At 44.3% G+C, this 22,385-nt stretch carries 20 protein-coding genes; 10 read left to right on the top strand and 10 right to left on the bottom strand.

Annotation, left to right across the window (positions count from 1 at the left end):
- Positions 1 to 7 precede the first annotated feature (7 nt).
- The 5 genes from BS19_RS08835 to BS19_RS08815 all read right to left on the bottom strand — a co-directional run bounded on the left by BS19_RS08835 (position 8) and on the right by BS19_RS08815 (position 3,688).
- Positions 8 to 205, bottom strand: coding sequence for a twin-arginine translocation signal domain-containing protein (locus BS19_RS08835; RefSeq protein WP_038174720.1), 198 nt, complete (start codon positions 203 to 205; stop codon positions 8 to 10).
- 47 nt (positions 206 to 252) lie between these two features.
- Positions 253 to 888, bottom strand: a complete 636-nt coding sequence (locus tag BS19_RS08830; RefSeq protein WP_038174718.1) for a TorD/DmsD family molecular chaperone — start codon at positions 886 to 888, stop codon at positions 253 to 255.
- A 15-nt stretch (positions 889 to 903) separates the two neighbouring features.
- Positions 904 to 2,565: a 4Fe-4S dicluster domain-containing protein gene (locus tag BS19_RS08825; RefSeq protein WP_038174717.1), complete on the bottom strand. Its 1,662-nt coding sequence runs from the start codon at positions 2,563 to 2,565 to the stop codon at positions 904 to 906.
- Positions 2,566 to 2,742: 177 nt separating this feature from the next.
- Positions 2,743 to 3,234, bottom strand: a complete 492-nt coding sequence (locus BS19_RS08820; RefSeq protein ID WP_038174716.1) for a DUF3306 domain-containing protein — start codon at positions 3,232 to 3,234, stop codon at positions 2,743 to 2,745.
- Positions 3,224 to 3,688, bottom strand: coding sequence for a DUF3305 domain-containing protein (locus tag BS19_RS08815; protein WP_038174715.1), 465 nt, complete (start codon positions 3,686 to 3,688; stop codon positions 3,224 to 3,226). Before BS19_RS08815 ends, BS19_RS08820 begins: the two co-directional genes overlap by 11 nt.
- Positions 3,689 to 3,974: 286 nt before the next feature.
- Between BS19_RS08815 and fdhD the strand changes: the two genes are divergently transcribed.
- Positions 3,975 to 4,805 (top strand): formate dehydrogenase accessory sulfurtransferase FdhD, encoded by an 831-nt coding sequence (gene fdhD / locus BS19_RS08810; RefSeq protein WP_038174713.1) that lies wholly within the window; start codon positions 3,975 to 3,977, stop codon positions 4,803 to 4,805.
- A 93-nt stretch (positions 4,806 to 4,898) separates the two neighbouring features.
- Here fdhD and BS19_RS08805 read toward each other — a convergent pair whose 3' ends face one another.
- Both BS19_RS08805 and BS19_RS08800 read right to left on the bottom strand, forming a co-directional pair.
- A complete protein-coding gene (locus tag BS19_RS08805) occupies positions 4,899 to 5,474 on the bottom strand; it encodes a hypothetical protein (protein WP_038174712.1) in 576 nt (191 codons plus the stop codon).
- A complete protein-coding gene (locus tag BS19_RS08800) occupies positions 5,471 to 7,051 on the bottom strand; it encodes an FAD-binding oxidoreductase (RefSeq protein WP_051686516.1) in 1,581 nt (526 codons plus the stop codon). The genes BS19_RS08805 and BS19_RS08800 overlap by 4 nt, the downstream gene beginning before the upstream one ends.
- A 472-nt stretch (positions 7,052 to 7,523) precedes the next feature.
- Between BS19_RS08800 and BS19_RS08795 the strand changes: the two genes are divergently transcribed.
- A complete protein-coding gene (locus BS19_RS08795; protein WP_038174711.1) occupies positions 7,524 to 8,687 on the top strand; it encodes a glycosyltransferase family 2 protein in 1,164 nt (387 codons plus the stop codon).
- Complete coding sequence (locus tag BS19_RS08790; RefSeq protein ID WP_038174709.1) at positions 8,684 to 9,343, top strand: START domain-containing protein; 660 nt, start codon at positions 8,684 to 8,686, stop codon at positions 9,341 to 9,343. Before BS19_RS08795 ends, BS19_RS08790 begins: the two co-directional genes overlap by 4 nt.
- A 64-nt stretch (positions 9,344 to 9,407) precedes the next feature.
- Here the strand turns inward: BS19_RS08790 and BS19_RS08785 are convergent, their stop codons facing one another.
- From BS19_RS08785 to BS19_RS08775, 3 genes are all read right to left on the bottom strand, one after another.
- A complete protein-coding gene (locus tag BS19_RS08785) occupies positions 9,408 to 11,000 on the bottom strand; it encodes an ABC-F family ATPase (RefSeq protein WP_038174707.1) in 1,593 nt (530 codons plus the stop codon).
- Between the two features lie 81 nt (positions 11,001 to 11,081).
- Positions 11,082 to 13,112 carry a sensor histidine kinase gene (locus BS19_RS08780; protein WP_038174813.1) on the bottom strand — a complete coding sequence of 677 codons (2,031 nt, stop codon included), beginning with the start codon at positions 13,110 to 13,112 and terminating at the stop codon, positions 11,082 to 11,084.
- The gene (locus tag BS19_RS08775) at positions 13,102 to 14,550 is read right to left on the bottom strand and encodes a sigma-54-dependent transcriptional regulator (protein WP_038174706.1); all 1,449 of its coding nucleotides are present in this window, start codon (positions 14,548 to 14,550) and stop codon (positions 13,102 to 13,104) included. The genes BS19_RS08780 and BS19_RS08775 overlap by 11 nt, the downstream gene beginning before the upstream one ends.
- Positions 14,551 to 14,806: 256 nt before the next feature.
- Between BS19_RS08775 and BS19_RS08770 the strand changes: the two genes are divergently transcribed.
- The 7 genes from BS19_RS08770 (at position 14,807) to BS19_RS08740 (ending at position 22,354) form a co-directional block, all read left to right on the top strand.
- Positions 14,807 to 15,625 (top strand): ABC transporter substrate-binding protein, encoded by an 819-nt coding sequence (locus tag BS19_RS08770; RefSeq protein WP_038174704.1) that lies wholly within the window; start codon positions 14,807 to 14,809, stop codon positions 15,623 to 15,625.
- A 6-nt stretch (positions 15,626 to 15,631) separates the two neighbouring features.
- Positions 15,632 to 16,330, top strand: a complete 699-nt coding sequence (locus BS19_RS08765; RefSeq protein WP_038174812.1) for an ABC transporter permease — start codon at positions 15,632 to 15,634, stop codon at positions 16,328 to 16,330.
- A gap of 3 nt (positions 16,331 to 16,333) precedes the next feature.
- Positions 16,334 to 17,050 carry an energy-coupling factor ABC transporter ATP-binding protein gene (locus tag BS19_RS08760; protein ID WP_038174702.1) on the top strand — a complete coding sequence of 239 codons (717 nt, stop codon included), beginning with the start codon at positions 16,334 to 16,336 and terminating at the stop codon, positions 17,048 to 17,050.
- On the top strand, positions 17,028 to 17,615 hold the full coding sequence (gene mobA, locus BS19_RS08755) for a molybdenum cofactor guanylyltransferase MobA (RefSeq protein WP_038174701.1): 588 nt from the start codon (positions 17,028 to 17,030) through the stop codon (positions 17,613 to 17,615). The genes BS19_RS08760 and mobA overlap by 23 nt, the downstream gene beginning before the upstream one ends.
- Entirely contained in the window at positions 17,612 to 19,384 is a 1,773-nt protein-coding gene (locus BS19_RS08750) for a bifunctional molybdopterin-guanine dinucleotide biosynthesis adaptor protein MobB/molybdopterin molybdotransferase MoeA (RefSeq protein WP_038174700.1), read from the top strand. The genes mobA and BS19_RS08750 overlap by 4 nt, the downstream gene beginning before the upstream one ends.
- Before the next feature lie 62 nt (positions 19,385 to 19,446).
- Positions 19,447 to 19,713 (top strand): DUF2960 domain-containing protein, encoded by a 267-nt coding sequence (locus BS19_RS08745; RefSeq protein WP_038174699.1) that lies wholly within the window; start codon positions 19,447 to 19,449, stop codon positions 19,711 to 19,713.
- A gap of 157 nt (positions 19,714 to 19,870) precedes the next feature.
- Positions 19,871 to 22,354 carry a putative bifunctional diguanylate cyclase/phosphodiesterase gene (locus tag BS19_RS08740; protein WP_038174698.1) on the top strand — a complete coding sequence of 828 codons (2,484 nt, stop codon included), beginning with the start codon at positions 19,871 to 19,873 and terminating at the stop codon, positions 22,352 to 22,354.
- Positions 22,355 to 22,385: the final 31 nt, after the last annotated feature.

Genomic DNA, 22,385 nt, shown 5'->3' with positions numbered 1-22,385 from the left:
TTAGCTCCTATAGCGTGTCGTAATAATCACGAATGTGTTGGGTTTCGTGATAGCCGGTTTTCTTGACGTCTTGTTTTGGTTGATCCGTTTCTGATGCGTTGGCTATTTTTGTACCGCCAGCGACAACAGCACCCGCAACAGCAGCCGTCGTTAAGCCTTTAAGGAGATCCCTTCGACTTTGATTTAGCGCTTTGTTCTCTTTCATTATTGCTTCCTTACCCTTTTTGGAGGTATGACTTTCGATGTGACGTTTTAAGACTGAGGTTGCTCGTACTCAGTAACGTTCTTAACATCAATTTTTAATGTGGTTTTATTGCTTGAGTGGTGTTCACTAAACCGGACCTGCTCAACTGTCAGGAACGCGTGTGTGAGCTCAGCAACACAGAGGTAAAACGAGGCATGCTTCGCCTGTAGAATTTGTTTGATCAACGACTCAAACCATGGCGCAATGTGGGTATTGAAAAAAGCTTGTTGAAGGTTTTCTTCTTCACTCACCAGTGCAGCCATCACTTCGCACAGTGCACTGATATGATCTTCTGGCTCTTTCACTGACTCGGCTCTTTCGAAACCAAGGCGCGTTAGGTCATGTCGTATCGCCGCTAGGGGTTTTTCCATCAAAGATCCTGTGAGGTGCCATGAAGCGAAAGGCATCACTTCACCGCGCCCAATACCAATGAACAACTCTTGATATTCGTCAGTCAAGGTTTGTGTATCACTAGCCAATGCGGCGTTTTTAAGCTTGTCCCATGCGACTTTCATTGCGCTATTGCTTGGTTCAGTCTCTAATTGCGCAAGAAACTCAATCATCTCAGCGCTTGGTGCTTGGCGATATAATGTCGCCAGAACTAAGTAGATTTCACTGCGAATGCTTTGTTGTTGGTTATCCATCTATCATTCTCACGCTTAATAATTTAGTTGTTTGGTCGGGTCATCAGCCATGGCTTCGAACATGTCAACCACCCGGCAGTCTTCACACATTGCAATCCGATTTAGCGCAGCATCATCAGAGAAATGAGAGTGACCACGTAACTTATTTTGCAGCATGTCAATCATCGATTGCGGAGCGAATGGTTTATGACAGCGAACACATTCTGCCGCTTTCTCTTGATGAATGACTTGTGCTTGCTGACGACTTGTCTGCTCCCAATTCATTCTTGGCGTCATGGTTAATACTTGCTCTGGGCAGGCCTTAACGCATAAACCGCACTGGACACAATCTTGCTCAATAAACTTGAGTGATGGTGAAGTACCATCGGTATGCAGAGCCCGAGTAGGACAAACCGCTACACAGCTCATACAAAGTGTGCAGTCGTTGCTTTCGCATGAGATATTGCCGTACGGCGCGCCTAACGGCAGTTCGACCACGTTTTCAACCGGAATTCGCGCTTGTGCTAGCGCATCAAGAGAGGTAAATAAGCGCTGACGTTTATCACCTTCCAGATCGCCTAATGCCAAATCAAAGTGTTCAGTGCAAAGTGTCGGTGCCCCTTCGCGTAATGACTCTAAATAGATAATGTCGATGGTCTCTTTCGCAATCCCCAACTGTTCTAGTAGGGTTTGAGCTAACGACACTTCACTATTAAGAATACGCAAAATAGTGGCAGGCATATGTTGACTAGCGGCGAACAAAACTTGAGATGCGCCGTTAGCTAGCGCTGCAAACCATGAATCAATCCCGACCGATGGTAGCTCTTCAACCACAATTGGGATGACATGGTCAGGAAGTGCGCTTAGTGCCATCACGTTATACGATTCGTGACGAGAACTGCAGATTAAGATGATGGGATTCACCCCACCTTGAGACTCATAATTGGCTAACGTGCGTTCGATAAATTTCTGCGTATCTTGTGGATTCGGCAACGCGTAATGAATCGCTTCAGTTGGACAAGCGGTTGCGCAGGTTCCCACACCTTGGCAGAGGTATGGATTGATTTCGATTTTATGGCCCGTTTTGTCTGTACCTACACTCGATAACGCACCGGCAGGACAAGCATCGACACAACGCTCACAGCCTTTTACTCCTCGCGAGCTGTGTGCGCATAAATCGGTATCAAGGCGGAAAAACTTAGGCTTATCGAACGTTCCCATTAGTGTCGGAATTTCTTCAAGCGCTTGCGCTAATTTCGGATAGCCTCTACCCACTGGATAATAACCGGGAACGGGCATCTCTTCGCTCATACAACTGTTTAGACAAAGATCGAGCACGATATCAAAGCAGTCATGATTCAGTGCCACTTTAGCCAGGTTAATTTCACGACCGTGACTTTCGGTCACCACATCGAAGGCGCCAAGAAAACCATTAATTTGCACCGAGCTGGCGAAATAGAGATTGTCGCACGTACTGCGTTCACCATCTGTCGAAAGAAGTGTAATACTGCTCATCTGCTCAAGTTGCTGAGCGGCACTCTCGATTATTGACGTAGGACCAACGATAAGGGTGTTCCCGCCGCTTTCATAACTGACTGTCGGGGGGATCAGGTTGGTTAGCTCAACCGTGTTTTCAAAGGCATAAAGTCGCGCCTTGCCATTTTGTGTGACTGATTGTCGTAGTTGCTGTTTTAACATTGCTCTGTTCCATTAGAACCGAATATTCACTCTGGTGAGTATTAGCAATTGCTGTACCAACTTTTTAGTACTTACAAATCAGTAAATTAGTCTTGATTATTGAGTTATTCATCGTTTAAAAAATCAAGTGAGACAAAATGTCCCACTTGATAAATCACTGAGTTAGTCAAAATGTACCTATTTTTTGTGTGGTATATTTTGTCCCACGACTAAAACCGCTCCATCATCGTTTGCTACCGTTTCTAAAGGGTCTTGCACTGCATCACAGGTTGAATCAGTGGCAACGTCATCGTTTTCATGATCAAGTTGCGGTGGCGTGTCAGTCAGCGGCTCCTCTTCGGTATTCATCCAGTCACGCAGCTTCTCGGCCACCTCGCTAGAGAGTGATTTTACCGCTTTGTAGTCATGGTCGTAATCGTTGAGTCCATCGATTTCGCTAAATTCGCCAGAGAGAAATAGTTGTCTTAGTGCCGCCTTTTTTACAGCGGCTTCAGCTTGTGAAGCCAACAGGCTTGCAACGCTCGTATCACTAGCTTGGGTCTCGTCAGTTTGCTCTGGGATTAGAGGCTCTGGCGAAGATGGCGACTCTGCTATTGGAGGTACGCAATCTTGTTCAAGCTCACCCTCAAGTTTTCGCTTTGACCAACGATGGATAAAATTAGTTGCCACTGGCTCGCCCTGCCCCTTTGCGTTTCTTACGGCGCTGCTCTAACAGTTCGCCATGTCGGCCAATAAAGGCTTCGATCCAAGCCTGTACGGCGAGTGGCATATCGTTTGACAGAACCAAATAGTCACCGTCCATATACTGGCTTGCTACGCTTTGAGAAGCTGTTAAGGTCACAATGGTAGGCTGCTGGTTTGAATCCATGTCATCCAAAATTAAAAACAGCTTAGGTTGGTTAGAGCTGAGGTTGAATCGATAATCTGTGCGCTCGTCGCGGTGCAGCTGCAAAATACTAACGAATGAATTCAACTCGCTCGGTTGCAAATCAAAATGGGTCAACTGCCATTGAGTGGTTGTCCATAAACCGGTTGCAATTTCATGAGCGACCAATTTGCACTCAATAGACCAGAGCGCCTGATCTTTATGCAGTTTCGCCGTCACAGATTGTTGTTTTGACATGGTTCACCAATATGAAATATGTGATTAAATGTAAACATTGTTCTGGTTGAATTGTGCAGCACAATCTAACCAAACATTGCAATGACTTAACGATACAAAGCAAGTTTTGTACCTACAGGCCAAGAGACAGTAATATTTATCACCAACCCTCTTTTATCAATGTAGTCGAGGGTTAGATTCAAGGTTGAGAATCTCCGATCTATTTAGTTAGCGCTAAAAGTTAGGAACAGTAATTGCTTGCACTAGTCCATTAACCATCAATCCATCACTAAAACAGGAAACGTTTGTGGCCAAGCCAACGATAATTAAAACCAGTGAGAATCCTTTACAAACCATTGAAGTTGAAGTTTTTGACGAATACGGCGAACGTTTAACAAAGCAAATTGCCTGTGAACGACCTCTGACGGTACTGTTGAACTGGAAAGAAGTGGTGACTTTAATGACATTAGGGTCGCGTCCTGAATCCTTAGTCTTAGGCTACTTGAAGAATCAGAGCTTCTTAAGCGATCCTGATGCGCTTGAATCGGTGATCATCGATTGGGAATCCGATAGTGCTGCGGTGGTTACCAAGGAGGATATTCAGCAAGTCGAAGCGGCACTGAAGAAGAAAACGGTCACCTCAGGGTGCGGTCAAGGCACCATGTACGGCAACGTGATGAAACAATTAGAAGGTTATCAGGTTCCGCAAGTTAAGCTTAAACAGTCCGAAGTCTACGCAGCGCTCGAAGCCCTGACCCATTACAACGATACCTATAAAAAAGCCGGAGCGGTTCATGGTTGCGCGATATGCAAAGGCAATCAAGTGCTCTCTTTTGTTGAAGATGTCGGCCGCCATAACGCCGTTGATACACTTGCTGGTGAAATGTGGCTCAATGGTGAAGAAGGCAAGGATAAAATATTTTACACAACCGGGCGTTTGACCAGCGAGATGGTGATTAAAGTTGCTCAAATGGGTATACCAGTACTGCTTTCACGCAGTGGCGTGACGCAAATGGGGTTAGATCTTGCCCAGCAATTTGGAATCACGACGATTGCCAGAGCTAAAGGGCTGCGCTTTCAGGTTTTTACCGGTGCGACTAAGATCCAGTTCGATGTCAAAGGTGAACAGCAAGACTGAAGTCCCAGTCTACTCGCCAGGTTAATACTGTTTCTGTCATGGAGGAGGAAATATTGTCCGCTTCTTCCTCCATATACTGTATGCACTAGAAAGTTAGGCTGGAGCTCGCGTTAGGCGTCTTAGAATCTTTTTGAACGGTTGCGAAAACCAATAACGTGAAACAAACAGAGCTATCTGCACAAAAATGTACTGACGTTTGCAATAAAGCATGCAGACATAATCAAACTTGTCTGTTGGACCCTCAAATAAAATGTTGGGGTAAATGTATTTTTGCCGTTCAGCAACTTTAGGATTTTTTGCGCCACTCATGAAATAACACTTATTGGATTTATACGCCTCCCAACTGGCACAAATGAACACATAGCCTCGCTCAAAGTCAGTCAGATCTCGACTTACCCAAAGTCCGCCCCCTTCCACGATCTCTCCCTTTAGTTGTTGTAATGGATGTTCAACAACGCAGTCTGGTAAGTCGGCAAGATAAACCAAAGGCTCATGGCTGTTGATGGTAAATCCGGCACACATTTCTCCGCTATCGGTGTAAAAAGCGCATACGCATGTTCTGCTTTTAAGCTGTTCTATCGTATTCTGATGCCCTGAAACCTGTTGGTATTGTTTGATGAACTCTAAAATATCCTGATCATTAGTCAGGTGCTTGCGAGTAAGGATCACTGTTTCGCCCCCGGAATATCGAATACTCCATCCATTTGATAGCGTCCAGGCGCAATGATATCCGCAGGATCGAATGCCTTATTAATTAGGCTTCGAAGTTTCAGAGCATCTTGCTCTAGTTCATCAACATCATTAAATGGCATTTCATCCACTGAGCGACGATAACAAGGCCATTTATGGGTACGGTAAAGCACGCGTAGTGTGCTAACCAGTTCGGTTGCTTGTTTAACCTCTTTCGGGTTACTGGCATCGTAGTAAATACTGATTATGGCCTGACACATATAGGCATTGACCGCTGTCAATGTTACGCCAAATTCAAAGCCAGCATTATCAAAAGCGCGCTTGGAAAGCTGCATACACTTTCCAACTTCCTCGCCGATCATGGGTAACGTAGGGGCGATCCAAAAAAATCCTGCGCCATCATCTACCGGATTCATTTTTACAGGAATAGCCTTGCGATACCGCCAATAACAACCTTTCAGTGCCATGTCTTTTGGATTCCCTTCAAGCATATCCATCATTTCAGTAAAATCGGCAAGACTCTTTTCTAAACGTCGGTATGCGGCAATTCGGCCAAATATCAGTTTCAGGGCTTGAGTAATTTGGTTAATTTTCTTAAGCGTTGCAAGGCTGATAATATCAACTTGAGCAATTGGCTTGAGGCTATGTTTTATGCGTGCTGCTTTCGCCTTAGCGACCGCTTTCGTGCCAGTAATAACAAATGCGCCAGACCAGTTTGTGAGCCGGTATTGCTGAGATAATTGTTTGATATCATTTTTATTTGCTCCAATAGAAGGATCCCACTTTTCGAAATCGAACTGTTGCATCATGGTCAACATACGATAAGCATTACCCAGATGCGGAAGCCCATCAATTGTGCCTTCAGATTTTAATTGCCGCATGATATCTATATAAGCAGCTAGGTTGTGATTCGACTTGAGCCGAACTAAGCACCGTAAGCTCATTTCTGGCCTGCGCATAAGCTCAAACTTAATTTTGCTAATAACGGCAATATTATTTTGAGTGAACAGCTCATGTAGATTTGCCGCTAAGCCGGCTCGTCCACAGTAACGGGTGCTTTTACTCAGCCTGAGAAGCTGACCATTGGCAAGGATCAATTCACTGATCGTAAAGTGTTGGCTACGATTACCCATCACTCCATGCCCAAAGCCTCTTTCGAGTACGTTACCCATCACGCTTGTATCGGGACCTGCACCTGTGCAATCAAGCATCCACTCTGTATGTTGCAGATACTGGGCTATTTGCCCTTGGGTAACACCAGGCTCTACCTCAATGACACCTAACTCTTCATCAAAGCTGACGATTTTGTTAATTGCACTCAAATCCAATAAAGTACAACCGTCACTTGCTGGTGTTTTGTAGCCATAGCCCCAATTGTTGCCCTTTGAAATTGGGTAAACGGGTTGACTGACGGTAAATGCATGTTGAATATATTGTTGCAGTTCTTTGTCGGTCTTGGGATACAGGGTTTGGGTAACTGAACGTGAATGATAACCAAGACCACTGTACAGCGCTTTAGGTTGGTAGAATGAGATCTGCTCTGTAACAGATGACATGAGTAGCTCCAATATTTGTAATGAATATAGCTATAAAGCGCCCGCTTTATAGTTTGTTCATCTGTAGAATTAGGAGCAGAATTATCTCAGCCAAACAAATATCAAACAATATGCATATATTGATGGTGAATGCATTCAGCACCATCAAGTGAGTGATAATATGCATATTGAAGTGGCTCACTCAGGATGCATCCCCAAACATCGCGTGTATGGATTGAAAGAGGCTCATGGACAAAAAAGCCCAGCATATTTGCAAGGCTTAATGTCTATCACAACCAGATAGACTATCCGTCTATGCTGCTGCGCCGTTATCACGCACAGTAAAAATAGCTAATAAACTTTGCCTACTGGCTGTTTTTATTTGGTTCTTTTTCCATTGAATGATTTCATCCTTCATAACAGATACCTGGGTTCCGACACGTTTCTGCTACTCTTGCCAGCATTATATTATCCATAAAAATAAGCAGGCCATATGGAGTTATTTGCCCTTTCTATTCTTTGCACAATCGTTGTTTTAGCATTTTTACTCAAACTTGCACGATTGGATCGAAATCGAGTTCACATTCCGACGGTGTTAGGTTCAGACCAAGTGAATTGGCCAAGTGTTAGTGTTGTTATCCCTGCAAGAAACGAAGAGCAGAACATTGCTACTAGCTTAGGTTCTTTGCTCACACAAGATTACCCCAGAGATAAATTGGAAATTATCGTGGTTGATGATTTTTCGACTGACAATACGCGCGCCATCGTTGAACAACTGGCCAAACAGAGTCCGTTTTCCGTTCGCTGTATCTCTGGTCGCTCACTGCCGCCTGAGTGGTTAGGAAAAAGTAATGCGTGTATGACAGGCGCATTAACTGCAACTGGTGACTACTTGTACTTTATCGATGCTGATACAAAATCTGAACCCGCGATGTTGAAATCCGTCATTCAGTTCTCAGAGTCTAGGGCTATCGATCTTCTCTCATTTAACCCAAAGCAACAACTTGAATCTCGTGCTGAAAAAGCGATTTTACCGGGCGTTTTTCTCTCTATTGCCTCTTATATGAATTTTCGAGACTCTAACGATAGTTCCAAAGATGAGGCCATTGCTAATGGTCAAGCAATGCTGTTTAAACGCTCGGCGTATGAAGATGTTGGCGGGCATAGCGCAGTCGCAGATCAAGTTTCCGAAGACATCGCGTTTGCACAAGTAATGAAACTCACTGGTCATACTATTTTCTGGGCATTTGCGGATCAGTTGATGAGTACTCGCATGTATACCGGGCTTAATACTATTTGGTCTGGATTTTCTAAGAATATGAATCGAATTGTGGGTTGCCGCTCTTTGTTCGATGCCAGTGCTATTTTCATCAAAGCAAATATTATCGCATGGTCAACCCCATTGTTATTGATCATCTCATCGATGGTCTATTTTACCAACCCTTCGCTGATAAACCTTTGGTCAGTCGGTATTAATGCTATTACCGCTGTGTGCTTGTTCGTTACTTATATCCTGTTAGCAAAGGCGCTATTTGTCCCAATACACTACGCCCTACTTGTGCCCTTCGGCGTCAGCATACAAAGCGCTTTAGTGTTAAATAGTTACCGATTATCAAAAAACAAACAATTAATGTGGAAAGGCAGAGCGTTAACATGATCAAACCCATTCTCTCTTTATTTGTCATCTTTATATCATTTGCCAGCCAGGCCAGCTCTGATCAGACAGATTGGCATCTCGCTCGTGACAAACTTGGTATTGAAGTTTATAACCGCAGTATTGAAGGCAGCGACTTTAAAGAGTTCCGTTCAGAAGCTGACATCAATGCCAGCTTGACCAGTATTATTGCGCTTTTCCTTGATACATCCGTCGGGACCGAATGGGTAGAGAACATTGATCAGATGGAAGAGATCGAACACTTTGACCCAACCCACTCAATAACTAAGACTTACAGTAAAGCGCCTTGGCCAGTTGCTGACCGTGAAGCAATTGTAGAAAATCACATAAGCCAAGACGATAAAACGCTCACTGTGACGATTGAACAGCAAGGATTACCGGATTATCTTCCGCACCCCAGCGATCATAAAGTAGTTAGGATCCCGTACTTAAAATCTCGTTGGGTATTAACCCCAATTGATAGCGAGACCACGCACCTATCCTATCAAGTACTAACTGAGCCAGGCGGCACGCTGCCCGCATGGCTTGTGAACTTGGTATCCGTCTCGCAACCCTACAATACCTTACTTGGCATGCAGAAAATGCTCCATGCTGACAAATACCAAAACGCGTCCTTGAGTTTTATTCAGAATTACTAGCGTTGGCTGTTGAGGTACAAAAAAGCCCGCATTCGCGGGCTTTTTACTAACACAATCGAATCAATTACTGCTCTACACCGCGAGATTTTAAGAACTCGGCATAAGTGCCTTTAAAATCAGTAATCTTGTTGTCTTTGATTTCCATGATTCGTGTTGCGAGTGAGTCAACAAATACACGGTCATGAGAAACGAAGAACAGAGTGCCTTTATACTGCTCAAGGGCATTGTTGAGTGACTCGATAGACTCCATATCCATGTGGTTGGTCGGTTCATCCATCAATAGCATGTTAGGTTTGTGCATCATGATCTTACCGAGCAACATACGACCTTGCTCACCACCGGACAGCACTTTGACTGACTTCTTAATATCATCTTGTGAGAACAACATACGACCTAAGAAACTACGCAGCACTTGCTCATCATCGCCAGCTTGACGCCACTGTCCCATCCAATCCATTAAGTTCATGTCTTGCTCAAAGTCATGCGCATGGTCTTGAGCGTAATAACCAATGTTTGAGTTTTCAGACCACTTGTATTCGCCGTGACGAGGCTCAAGTTTGCCAGCGAGAGTGTTAAGCAAGGTTGTTTTACCCACGCCGTTCTCACCGATAATCGCAACACGTTCGCCGACTTCAAAAATAGCGCTGAAGTCACTAAACAGATCGTCGTCAAAACCTTGGCTGAGGTTTTCAACCACAAGCGCATTACGGAATAGCTCTTTTGATTGCTCAAAACGAATGAATGGGTTTTGGCGGCTCGACGCTTTGACTTCTTCAAGTTGAATTTTGTCGATTTGTTTAGCACGAGAAGTCGCTTGTTTAGCTTTCGATGCGTTAGCAGAGAAGCGAGCAACGAAGGTTTGCAAATCGGCAATTTGCGCTTTCTTCTTAGCGTTATCGGTCAGAAGACGTTGACGAACTTGATACGCAGCCGTCATGTATTCGTCGTAGTTTCCTGCGTATAGACGTAATTCACCGTAGTCCAAATCCGCCATGTGAGTACACACAGAGTTTAAGAAGTGACGGTCGTGCGAGATAATGATCATGGTGCAGTTACGTTGGTTCAACGTATCTTCCAACCAGCGAATGGTATCCATGTCCAAGTTGTTGGTTGGTTCGTCGAGTAGCATGATATGCGGGTCAGCAAACAGAACCTGTGCCAATAGTACACGCAGTTTCCAACCTGGAGCCACTTCACTCATCAAACCGTAGTGCTGCTCTTCAGGAATACCCACGGCGAGCAATAATTCACCCGCTTTGGAGTCTGCCATGTAACCGTCCATCTCGGCAAATTGCACTTCAAGATCCGCAACCTGCATGCCTTCGTCTTCACTCATCTCTGGTAGTGAATAGATGCGGTCACGCTCTTGCTTTACCTTCCACAGCTCTTTGTAGCCCATGATAACGGTATCAATAACGGTGTATTCTTCATAGGCAAACTGGTCTTGGTTCAGTTTTGCGACACGTTCATTGGGATCGTAGCTGACATTACCACCTGAAGGTTCAAGCTCGCCGCTCAAAATCTTCATAAAGGTTGACTTACCACAGCCGTTTGCGCCGATCAGGCCATAACGGTTACCTTCACCAAACTTAACTGAAATATTTTCAAATAGTGGCTTAGCCCCAAATTGTTGTGTGATGTTGTTGGTGGAAATCAATGTCAGTACCTATTTAATATCAAAAACGGCGCCACACTACTGATTACTGCGATTAACTTCAAGCTTTGTTTTTATTTCGACCTATAGATTTGTCACCAGCAATTCAACATGTGCCCGTTCCGGCAGGTATATCGAAAAGCGGCTACCCTGCCCCAACGTTGATTCAACCGTGAGTTCTCCACCTGATTGGCTTAAAATACTTTGCGATACCGACAGGCCTAAACCAGTTCCATCACGCTTAGTGGTGAAGAAAGGGGAAAACACTCGGTTTAGGTTTTCGGGTTTGATACCGCAGCCCTGATCTTGGACATGAATCACCACACCACGGACTTCACCATTATCAATCCAATCTTCACTCGTGATTGTCAGTTCGCCCTTGCCTTGCATGGCGTGGATACCATTGATCTGTAAGTTAACCAAAATCTGCAAGAGCTGATGGCGGTTGATCTCAACACAATGATGAGCCTGTAACTCAGTATGAAACACCACATCACGTTTCTTTGAGCCAGTTTTGACCAGTGTAATGCTCTCTTCAATGATGGGGTTAACATGCTGCCAAGTAATTTCGTCCTGTACACCGCCATGGCGACTGTATTGCAATAAGCTGCGGGTGATATTGCGGATACGATCGATTTGAACGTGAATCGCCTCAATTTCCTCGGCGACACGTTGTGACTCGTCCCCCAGTTCAAACTGAATCAATTCAATATTTCCTAGGATCACTGCGGTTGGATTATTGATCTCGTGCGCGATACCTGCGGTCAACTCGCCCAGTGCCGCAAGCTTTTCATTAACAACCAATTTGTCTCGCGTTTGGTTAAGCAGTTGAATGTGTAGCTCAAGTTGTTCGGTTTTCTCTTTTAAGCTGATGGTACGGTCATTGACTTTACTCTCGAGCTCACCTGCCGCGCGCTCCAACTCATTTTTACGTTGTTCTAGCAGATCAAGCATATTATCGAACTGTTTGGCCAGTTGGGCTAATTCATGATTCTCGTCTAACCCTAAGTGACCGATCCGGGTCTCTTTGTCGAGTTGAATCATTTTGACCACGCGGTGTATATGTTCAATCGGAATAAACAGATCGCGTGAGCCTCGATAAACCAGCAAACTTGATAACAACAGCAGCACTAATGTGGTCACGGATATTTCCGCCAAATTAGTCATGTACGTGGTGACAAAGGGCCACATCAAATAACCGGTATAAAGCATGCCGATGACATTGTCGTATTGGTCATACAGTGGTTTGTAAGCGGTGATATACCAGGCGTCATAAACAAAGGCTAAGTTAACCCATTCTTGACCATCAACGAGTACCGTTTGCCTTACTTCATCGGATACCCGAGTGCCGATCGCGCGCCCCAATCGATCATCACTGTCGAGTGGGACATTGGTGCTAACGCGCAAGTCATCAAGAAAAACGGTTAGCGTCCCAACAGGCCTTAGGCTGTCTTGCTTTGTCGGATAGATGAGGTCGCGAATAGCGTCGACTAAATTGGTGCTGTTATTGAGCAGTAAACCACCATCAAGAAAACCAATGATGTCACTTGTTTGGTTGTAAATGGGAATAACCGTTCGACTCACCAAACCACGCCCTTCAACCTGATGGCTGTTGAGGATTGGCGTCTGCGCACGCTTGACTAAATCGTCACCCAATTCGCTTAACTCTTGCGTCGTCAGTACATCAAAAAACGATTCGCGCCGAGTCAAATCCATAAAGCGAAATTTGCTCTCTATGTTATCAACACGATGAAAGCGCAGAAAATCAAGTTTATAGTGATGACGCTGTTGAGAAACCCAGTGTTGTAAATCACCGAGCTCAGTGACAGGGTCACGATAGCGTTTAACAAATTCATAGGAGTGAGCAAAAGCTTGAACATGATTAGCTTGTTTTTCTTGGATCAGTTCAATACTGTTTTCAGCCACACCTAGACGCTCTGAAACATCCACCAGTGCACTTTGCCACGTGTAATGTATCGACCAATAAATCGTTATACCGATTAAAGCAATCAGAGTTAATACAATCGGCGCCGAAGTCAGAATCATCAAGCGATAACGCACCATGGTTTTAAAGCGATAACGCCATTTTGACCAAAAAGTCGCGTTAATCGACATAGCTTGACTCTTCATTTTCCCACTCTTTGAATTTTCGCTCTAACGTTTTACGCGCCACACCAAGATCGCGCGCGGCCGCCGACTTGTTACCGCTGTGGTAATCGACCAACTGTTGTATGTGCGCTTTCTCAACCTCTTTAAGATCCCAATCGTTTGGATAACCTTGCTGTTGGTGACCATTTGATGTCAATTCAATCAGTTCGGCGCCATTTGACACTGTCATCGTAACCGATGGTTTAAAAGTGTCGCCATGATTGTCTCGCCAGTAATGCGCTGGGGGCTTGCCAAGTAAGATACAGCGCTCAATGAGATTTTTTAGCTCACGAATATTGCCGGGCCAATCGTATTCATTCACCGCGAGAATATCTTCGTGCGCCCATTGTGGATCCGGCATACCCAATTCTGAGGAAAGCATTTTGGTAAAAAATGGCACAAGTTCTATCAGATCGGCCTTTCTCTCACGAAGAGGCGCCACTTCAATCTTGAGCACATTGAGTCGATAAAACAAATCCTGTCTGAAGTTGCCATTACTGACTTCTTGTTGAAGATTGCGGTTGGTTGCAGCCACCACTCGAACATCAACACTGACTTCTTTTTCGCAACCAACTGGGCGAATGGTTCGCTGCTCTAACACGCGAAGCAGCGCTGATTGCATGGCAAGTGGCATTTCACCGATTTCGTCGAGAAATAAGGTGCCGCCACTGGCAACGCGAAACAAGCCTTCACGGCTCTTCTTTGCCCCAGTAAAAGCACCAGCATTATGGCCAAAAAGTTCACTTTCTAACAGTTCAGGGGCAATGGCCCCACAGTTAATTGGAACAAAGGGCCCACTGCGCATACTCGCTTCATGCACGCCACGGGCGACCAACTCTTTGCCAGTGCCAGATTCCCCTTCAATCAATACCGAAGCACGTGATGGCGCGAATTGCGTGATCAGTTGTTTTAACTGCTTGGTCTTTTCTGAGCCACCAACAATATCGGTGGTGATATGGCGGTTAAAGTCGTGTTGAAGTGCGTACTGATGACGTAACTCTAAGCGCTTATCCATGCAGCGCTGCACAGCTTGTAACATTTGTCCAAGATTGAATGGCTTCAGGATAAAATCAGAGGCACCCAGCTTAAGGGCACAGATGGCAGTTTCTAAATCGGCATAACCCGTCATAAAAATAACGTCGGCCTTTTTATCAGGATCGTTAAATGCTTCTTCCCAATCAATGCCTGAACGTCCGGGTAAGTTTATATCGAGCACGATCAGATCGTAATGATTGGCAATGCGCAGTGCCTCCGCCTCTTCAATGCTGCCGACACAATCGACTTTAGAGAACCACTTACTCAGTGCTTTGTCTAAAATCGTCTGCATTCCGACTTCATCATCAACGACGAGAACGGAAAAGGCTTGATATTGCGACGCTTTATTAGGATCAAGTGATGGAGGCATAACGATTATTTCTATTGATGATGAGTTGGGTCAGAGTGTACCAAGTTTCTTATCCGCTGACTTAATCAATGTGGGACATTTTGTCCCTCGTCATAGTTTAATGCTTTAACTTGTTGATATTTCATTTGAAACCATGCACATATTTTTGGCATTAAGATTGCTTAATATGCGTGCCAACTTATAAATCAAGACTAAATGTCGGTGAACCGTGGCATAGGCTGCGGTTTTATAAGCGAAGAAATGGAATGATAATAATATGAAAGCAACAACGATTATATTTGCAACAACGTCACTCGCCCTTGTCAGTTACTCTGCCCTAGCAGCGGATGAGAAGCCCCACGTGCGCTTAGCCACGACAACCAGTACTTACCATTCTGGATTGCTCGATTATCTTTTACCAAGGTTTGAACAAGACACAGGTTACAAAGTTAATGTAATTGCAGCGGGAACAGGCAAAGCGCTCAAGATGGGCGAGAATGGCGATGTTGATCTCGTTATGACTCATGCACCTAAAGCAGAGGCTAACTTTGTTGTGCAAGGCTATGGCATTTTGCCTCGTCAACTAATGTATAACGACTTTGTTGTTGTTGGCCCAGACGCCGATCCAGCTAAAGTAACTGAGCAAACAAACGTTACCGAGGTGTTTAAGTCGATTGCGACCAGCAATGCAACCTTTGTTTCTCGTGGTGATGATTCTGGTACAGATAAAAAAGAAAAAGCCATTTGGCAACAAGCCCAAATAGAGCCCAATTTCGGTGGCTATCGCAGTGTAGGCCAAGGTATGGGCCCAACACTTAATATGGCCAACGAAATGCAAGGTTACACGATGACAGATCGAGGCACTTGGCTTGCTTACACCAACAAACTTGACCTTAAAATCTTATTTCAAGGTGACAAGAGCTTATTTAACCCCTATCAGGTGATTTTGGTTAACCCTGAGCGCTATCCAGATATCAACTACCAAGGAGCAAAAGCATTCAGCGATTGGTTGGTCAACCCTAAAGGTCAGCAGTTAATTAATAGCTTTTCACTCAACGGCACCCAACTGTTTGTTGCCAATGCTGATGAGCAGTAATTGAAGATCAGTTTGTGGCAAACAACCCTTGATGCACTCGCTTTATTAGTCAGCTTTGATCAAGAGCTTTGGCGAATTGTTGCGGTCTCTTTTAGTGTCTCTTTGTCTGCGATCTCGATAGTGTTGTTTCCAGCTATTATTTTCTCATTTCTGCTCGCCTATACTGAGTTCAAAGGTAAGTGGGTTTTGTTGTCTCTCATCAACACTCTACAAGCGATTCCAACCGTGGTAATTGGCTTGTTGCTTTATATGTTGTTGTCGCGATCAGGGCCACTCGGCGATTGGCAAATGCTGTTTACTCAAAAAGCGATGATCGTTGGCCAAATGTTAATTGGTTTTCCTGTCTTGGTTTCAATGATGCATGGGGCATTGCAATCTAGCGACCGTCGTGCGGTAGAAACCGCCGTGACACTAGGTGCCAGCGTGCCACGTATTATCGCTACCATGATTTGGGAAACGCGTTTTCCGTTGATGGCCGCCGCGATCGCGGCGTTTTCGCGTATTGTTACCGAAGTGGGCTGTTCGACCATGGTCGGCGGAAACATCATGGGCATTACGCGCAATATTCCTACTGCCATTGCCATGGAAAGCCACAAAGGCGCCTTTGCTCAAGGTGTCGCTTTAGGCATGGTGTTACTCACGTTAGCCTTGGTACTGAATTTCTTTCTCACTAGCATGCGTGGAAAAGGCTATTTAAGGACGTAGTACATGACGATAAAAATGACTGCTCAACAGCTGTCGATGCGTTTCAAGGATCGAGTTCTGTTCCATATCCCAACGCTGTCTATCGGCCCGAATGACGCCATCTACCTCAAAGGGGACAATGGTGTGGGCAAAACGACGCTGCTTAAAATTCTATCTGGACTTATTAAGCCCACCACTGGGAAAGTCAACGCACCCAACGATAGTTGGCTACAACGTGTTTTCCCACGCAGCGGTCGCAACCAAGTCATTTATCTGCACCAATCCCCCTATTTATTTGATGGTACTGTTTACGAAAACATCGCTTACGGTATTCGCTATCAAAAAGAGCCGTTAAAAGATAAGCGAGCTCAAGTAATTACTGCTCTGCGTATGGTAGGCTTAGAAACCCTTGCTGATGAACATATTTCGGTTTTATCAGGAGGAGAGAAACAGCGCGTGGCCATGGCGCGAGCCTGGATTTTAAAGCCTTCTATTTTATTGATGGATGAACCGAGTGCTTCACTTGATCAAGAATCAATTGATCGCTTAGTCGTAATGGCGCAAGATCTATTAAACCGTGGATCAAGTTTAGTGATTACGAGTCATCAGAAAAATGCATTGACTGGCCTGTGCCGGAAACAATGGTGGATCAAAGAAACCACTTTAATAGAGGCACCGCTGCTGCAAGTCATCACCGATAAAGAGATAAAGAATAGTTATGCTTCTTCCAACGCAAACTAGTTGGGTTATTTTGGCTGGTGGTCAAGCTAGCCGCATGGGTGGCAATGATAAAGGTCTAATCCTGTTAGACAATAAACCGTTAATCCAACACGTCATTGATCGTCTTACCCCACAAACATCACAGATTTTAATCAACGCTAACCGTAATCAAGCAGAGTACGCTCAATTTGGTCAAGTGTTTGGCGATGAGTTTAAACAATACCCAGGGCCGATGGGTGGTATACATGCTGGCCTACTTAATGCGCCGACTGACTGGGTTGGATTCGTTCCGTGCGATAGTCCGCAAATTAATCACGATTTAGTTGCTCGTTTTTGTGCAGCCGTGACACCAGAGAGTGATATTTTGGTTGCTCACGACGGTGAACATCAACAACCTGTCTTTACCCTTTATCACAAACGTGTATTACCTAAGTTAACCGCATTTCTTGAGCGTGGCGATCGTAAGATTATATTGCTCTACAAAGAGTGCAATACTCACTATGTTGACTTTAGTGACTCTGCTGACTGCTTTGTTAATTTGAATACACCTGAAGAACTCTCTCAATTTGGAACGCTGAACTTATGACTTACCCATTCCCTATCCCTTTGTTAGGTTTCGCTGCCTATTCGGGTACTGGTAAAACAACATTACTCGAGGCGTTACTGCCGAAATTGACCGATGCGGGTTTGCGCATTGGTATCCTTAAGCATGCTCACCACAACTTCGATGTCGATAAACCGGGCAAAGACAGCTATCGCCTGCGCAAGGCGGGAGCAACCCAGATGTTAATTTCATCACGCAACCGCTTTGCTTTGATGACAGAAACCCCGCAGCAAGAGTCAAGTTTTGACTATCTGCTGAGCCGATTTGATTGTGATTGCCTTGATATTATTTTGGTTGAAGGGTGCAAGAATGTCGCCTTTCCTAAACTTGAACTTCATCGCCAAGCACTCGATAAACCTTGGCTGTATCCCTATGACGATAATATTATCGCTATTGCGGCTGACAGCGAAGTGACCGATTCTGATTTGCCTCAGATGGACATTAACGATCTTGAGACAATCAGTCAGTTCATTATCAATTATGTCGCGAATCATTCTTCTGAACACAACAAAATGAGTGCGACATGTTGTGATGTATTATCTCCGGCCTTTTTGTCGGTGGAACAAGGGCTGCAAAAAATCCTTGCCTTGATTGAGCCCGTCCAAGCTAAAGACAACTGTGCAATTGAAAATGCATATGGACGTGTTTTATCGACTGACGTTATTTCACCCGTCAATGTTCCTCAGTACACCAACTCGGCCATGGACGGTTATGCCATTCGCAGTACAGATATAGGCCGTGAATCTTATCAGGTTATCGCTGAGGTCTTTGCTGGGCATGCCTACGATAAACCGCTACTCGAAGGGCAAGCGGTGAAGATTATGACTGGCGCTCCAATGCCTATCAATGCCGATACTGTTGTCATGCGCGAGCAAGCTCAAAGTAAAGGTGACAGCGTCACATTTAACGCATTAATTAAACCACAGCAAAACGTTCGTCAAGCGGGTGAAGACCTTGAGATCGGTAGCCATGTATTCAAGCAAGGGCAACGTGTCACTTCAGCTGAAGCAGGCATGTTGGCTTCATTAGGATTTGCTCATTGCTCGGTATTCAAGCCGTTAAAGGTTGCGGTATTTTCAACTGGTGACGAAGTGCAAGCTCCAGGGAGTGAACAGCAAGCAAACTCAATCTATGACTCCAACCGTTTTACCATTATGGCGCTGCTGCAACAGCTTGGTTGCGAGGTCTTAGATCTGGGCATTCTTGAAGATAATCAACCAGCGATTATGTCTGCGCTTGAAAAGGCCTCTCATGACGCCGATGTGGTGATTACGTCTGGTGGTGTTTCTGTTGGCGATGCCGACTACATTAAATTGGCTTTAGAACAACTTGGTCACATTGACTTCTGGCGTATCAACATGAGGCCAGGCCGTCCCCTCGCCTTTGGTCATATCAACAAGAAACCTTTTTTCGGTTTACCCGGCAATCCAGTAGCGGTCATGGTTTCATTTATTAACTTTGTCGAACCTGCACTGCGTAAAATGCAAGGCGAAATAAACTGGCAACCACTCAAAGTCAACGCTATTGCTGAAGAGTCTCTTCGTTCTCGTCAAGGACGCACAGAGTTTAGCCGTGGTATTTATCAAATCAATCCATTGGGTCAATTAACAGTACGCACCACAGGTAAACAAGGTTCGGGAATATTACGATCAATGAGTGAAGCCAACTGCTTGATTGAAATCTCCCCTGCTATCGATACGGTTAAGCCGGGAGAAAGCGTGACAATCATCCCACTTCAAGGCAGAATCTAGCCTACTAAATGTTAGACCAGTGTGTCACTGGTCTGTTTTATTAATATCTAGGATGCTTTTTTATGTCTCGCACCATTCTCTATACCTACAAAGATGAAGAAAAAACGCTTACCTTTTCTTATCAACAACATCACTCTATACATGAAGCGGTAGCTGAAGCTGAAGGCATTGATATTTCAGGGTATTTGAAAATGGAACAGCAAATAGAAGCCATCTCTGATACCAAAGCAGTGCGCAACTATCGCGATAACCATTTTAGAAAGCTCGGCTTTAGCAAAATAACGCTTAAACAGAAAGAAAATCGCGGAGTGGGCAAGAAGAATGATTAGTGAATATTAATGGATATCTATTCACTTCTTCATTAACATTTTTTCATATCTCTGGTCACAAATCGTCAAACGTACAATATACTTCGATAGTCAATTGTGTGACTATCGTTCCTTATTTTGATGATTATTTCACCAAGCCAAGGATGACCGATTTTCAATGGAATCGCTGATCAAAAAAATCATTGATTCGAAAGATGATATGGAACTGTACCAACGTTGCCTACATGAAGTTTTTCTGCGTTACAAACCCGATCACTGTTTGATCGCAGAATACAACTTAGAGCATCGCACAGCGCAAACCCGTTGTTATCTTGTACAAGGAAAACTTGCCGACAATATCCGTTATTCTCTTGGCGGAACACCATGTGAAGAGGTGCTAGATAGCGTCGATATCTGTATCTACGAGTCCCAGATTCAACAGCAGTTTCCTCAAGATGAAATATTGCAAGTCATTGATGCGCAGAGTTATCTTGGCATCCCAATTCAATCACGCACTCACAAAGTCGTTGGTGTTATTGCTTTAATGTATAACACTGACCTACCAAATATGTCATTTGACAAAGATTGGTTAGAAACTCTGGGCTATCTGATTGGCAAAACTATCCTTCAGCAAAGATTAGGCCACCAAAAAGATCATTTATTAAACCTATTTGATCGTTCTGAACAGCTGACCAATAGTGGCTCCTGGACTTGGGATGTAGTGAACGATCATTTAACCTGTTCGCATAACCTTATCCACTTGCTGACCGCTGATCATCCGTGCCAGTTCTGTTTTGATTCATTTTTCAGCCACTATATTTTCCAAAGACTTAATGATTTTGAGCACTTCAAAGCCCAATTACTGAGCAAAAAGCCAGTCATGCCCGTAACTGTTTTCAAGGAAATGAGTTCAAGTGGATTGCAGTTAGAAATTAGTTACTCGCGTAATTATGCACTCGATGGGACCTTAACTGAGATTGTTGGCAATATAAAAAATGTTACTGACATTTCTGAGCTAGAAGCAGAGTTCAGTTTGGCGCAAAAAGTCATTGACCTATCTCCTAATGGGGTATTAATTACCGACAAGTACAACCGTATCATTAAGTGCAATACTCGCGTTGAGTCCATTACCGGTTATTCGGCACAAGAGCTTGAGGGCAAAACGCCTGGTGTATTAAGCTCAAACCTTCATCCTGCTGAATTTTATTATTCGATGTGGTCGAGCATTCAAAAAGATGATCTGTGGAAAGGTGAAGTTTGGAACCAGACCAAAAGTGGCGCGGTTTATCCAGAGCAGTTATCGGTGTTTGTCTTACGCAATTATTTAGGTGAAGTGCAAAACTACATTGGAATTTTTGAAGATATCAGTCTGCAAAAATCGATTGAAAATGAGTTATCACGCTACAAAAATCAATGTGATTTCACTGGATTAATGAAACGCGACAAGTTTATCAACCAACTTGAACACGACCATGAACGAACGATCGTAATCGTCGACATCAAACGCTTCTCTTCATATAACAACATGTATGGTGAATCGTTCGGTAATAAACTTCTGATTCATGTTGGCCAGCTTCTCCACAGTAACTTTAATAGTGACACGGTCAACATCTGTCGCTACGGAGCTGATCAATTTGCTTTGAGTATTGCCCCTCAAGTTGAACACCTACTGCCTCAGTTGATCGACCGATTAAAACACGTCATTGAGTCACCCTTTAGCATTGATAATCACGCCATCGAATTGATGGTCAATATCGGCTACTCTGCGCACCTTTCGAATATCGATACGCATCCGATCAAACAAGCGTATTACGCTTTGACTCATGCTAAAAAGGCAACCACAACCGCAACCATCGCTTACTCACATCAATTAGAACAACAAGTTACCCGTCGACATGACTTGAGTATCCGTTTGAAAAAGGCGATCCAAGAGAAAAATATCGATGTAGCTTATCAAGCGATTTACGACCTTGAGACTGACTCCGTGGTTAAACTGGAAGCGTTGGCTCGCTGGAATGATGGTAATGAGTCGATCCCTCCACATGAGTTTATCCCCATTGCTGAAGAGTTTGGTTACATCTTCCAGCTAGGTCAATTGGTGTTAGAGAGAGCTTGCCATGACTTAGTACAGCTCAAACAGCTCGGGTTCGACCAAATCTCGATCAGTGTCAATCGTTCTATCGATGAGTTAAGCCAAGAGAGCCTTACCCATTGCTCTATTATTGAGATCATTCGGCACCATGGTCTCAATGATGGTGATATTGTGATTGAAGTGACGGAATCCATTCCATTAGACGGCAAGCCTCACGTTCAAGAGTTACTCAAATTTTTAAGGCTGCAAGGCGTTCAAGTGGCGCTCGATGACTTTGGTACGGGGTACGCATCCTTTTCAAACCTGATGAAAAACACCATCGATATTTTAAAGATAGACCGATCTTTTATTGTCGACATTGAACATAACCAAGATAACGTTGTGCTCATTCAATCACTTAACTTGCTCGCTAAACAACTTGGTTTAACGGTGATCGCTGAAGGTATTGAAACGGCGCAACAACTAGAAATACTACGCCGACTAAACTGTCGTTACATCCAAGGCTATTTTATTAGCAAGCCAAAACGGATTGAAGATATCATCATCGATTTGGGTAGCACTACTCAGTAAAACACTAACGGGAGCAATGTGCTCCCGTTAG

The sequence above is a fragment of the Vibrio pacinii DSM 19139 genome (genome assembly GCF_000711795.1).
Taxonomy (GTDB): domain Bacteria; phylum Pseudomonadota; class Gammaproteobacteria; order Enterobacterales; family Vibrionaceae; genus Vibrio; species Vibrio pacinii.
Note: the sequence above shows the minus strand (reverse complement) of the source record. Positions and strands in the feature narration are given on the sequence as shown.

What these genes read in the sequence shown, in the direction of transcription:
- BS19_RS08835 (WP_038174720.1), bottom strand. Translation starts at nt 205, where the DNA reads ATGAAAGAGAACAAAGCGCTAAATCAAAGTCGAAGGGATCTCCTTAAA.
- BS19_RS08830 (WP_038174718.1), bottom strand. Translation starts at nt 888, where the DNA reads ATGGATAACCAACAACAAAGCATTCGCAGTGAAATCTACTTAGTTCTG.
- BS19_RS08825 (WP_038174717.1), bottom strand. Translation starts at nt 2,565, where the DNA reads ATGTTAAAACAGCAACTACGACAATCAGTCACACAAAATGGCAAGGCG.
- BS19_RS08815 (WP_038174715.1), bottom strand. Translation starts at nt 3,688, where the DNA reads ATGTCAAAACAACAATCTGTGACGGCGAAACTGCATAAAGATCAGGCG.
- BS19_RS08800 (WP_051686516.1), bottom strand. Translation starts at nt 7,051, where the DNA reads ATGTCATCTGTTACAGAGCAGATCTCATTCTACCAACCTAAAGCGCTG.
- BS19_RS08795 (WP_038174711.1), top strand. Translation starts at nt 7,524, where the DNA reads ATGGAGTTATTTGCCCTTTCTATTCTTTGCACAATCGTTGTTTTAGCA.
- BS19_RS08790 (WP_038174709.1), top strand. Translation starts at nt 8,684, where the DNA reads ATGATCAAACCCATTCTCTCTTTATTTGTCATCTTTATATCATTTGCC.
- BS19_RS08780 (WP_038174813.1), bottom strand. Translation starts at nt 13,112, where the DNA reads ATGTCGATTAACGCGACTTTTTGGTCAAAATGGCGTTATCGCTTTAAA.
- BS19_RS08775 (WP_038174706.1), bottom strand. Translation starts at nt 14,550, where the DNA reads ATGCCTCCATCACTTGATCCTAATAAAGCGTCGCAATATCAAGCCTTT.
- BS19_RS08770 (WP_038174704.1), top strand. Translation starts at nt 14,807, where the DNA reads ATGAAAGCAACAACGATTATATTTGCAACAACGTCACTCGCCCTTGTC.
- BS19_RS08760 (WP_038174702.1), top strand. Translation starts at nt 16,334, where the DNA reads ATGACGATAAAAATGACTGCTCAACAGCTGTCGATGCGTTTCAAGGAT.
- mobA (WP_038174701.1), top strand. Translation starts at nt 17,028, where the DNA reads ATGCTTCTTCCAACGCAAACTAGTTGGGTTATTTTGGCTGGTGGTCAA.
- BS19_RS08750 (WP_038174700.1), top strand. Translation starts at nt 17,612, where the DNA reads ATGACTTACCCATTCCCTATCCCTTTGTTAGGTTTCGCTGCCTATTCG.
- BS19_RS08745 (WP_038174699.1), top strand. Translation starts at nt 19,447, where the DNA reads ATGTCTCGCACCATTCTCTATACCTACAAAGATGAAGAAAAAACGCTT.
- BS19_RS08740 (WP_038174698.1), top strand. Translation starts at nt 19,871, where the DNA reads ATGGAATCGCTGATCAAAAAAATCATTGATTCGAAAGATGATATGGAA.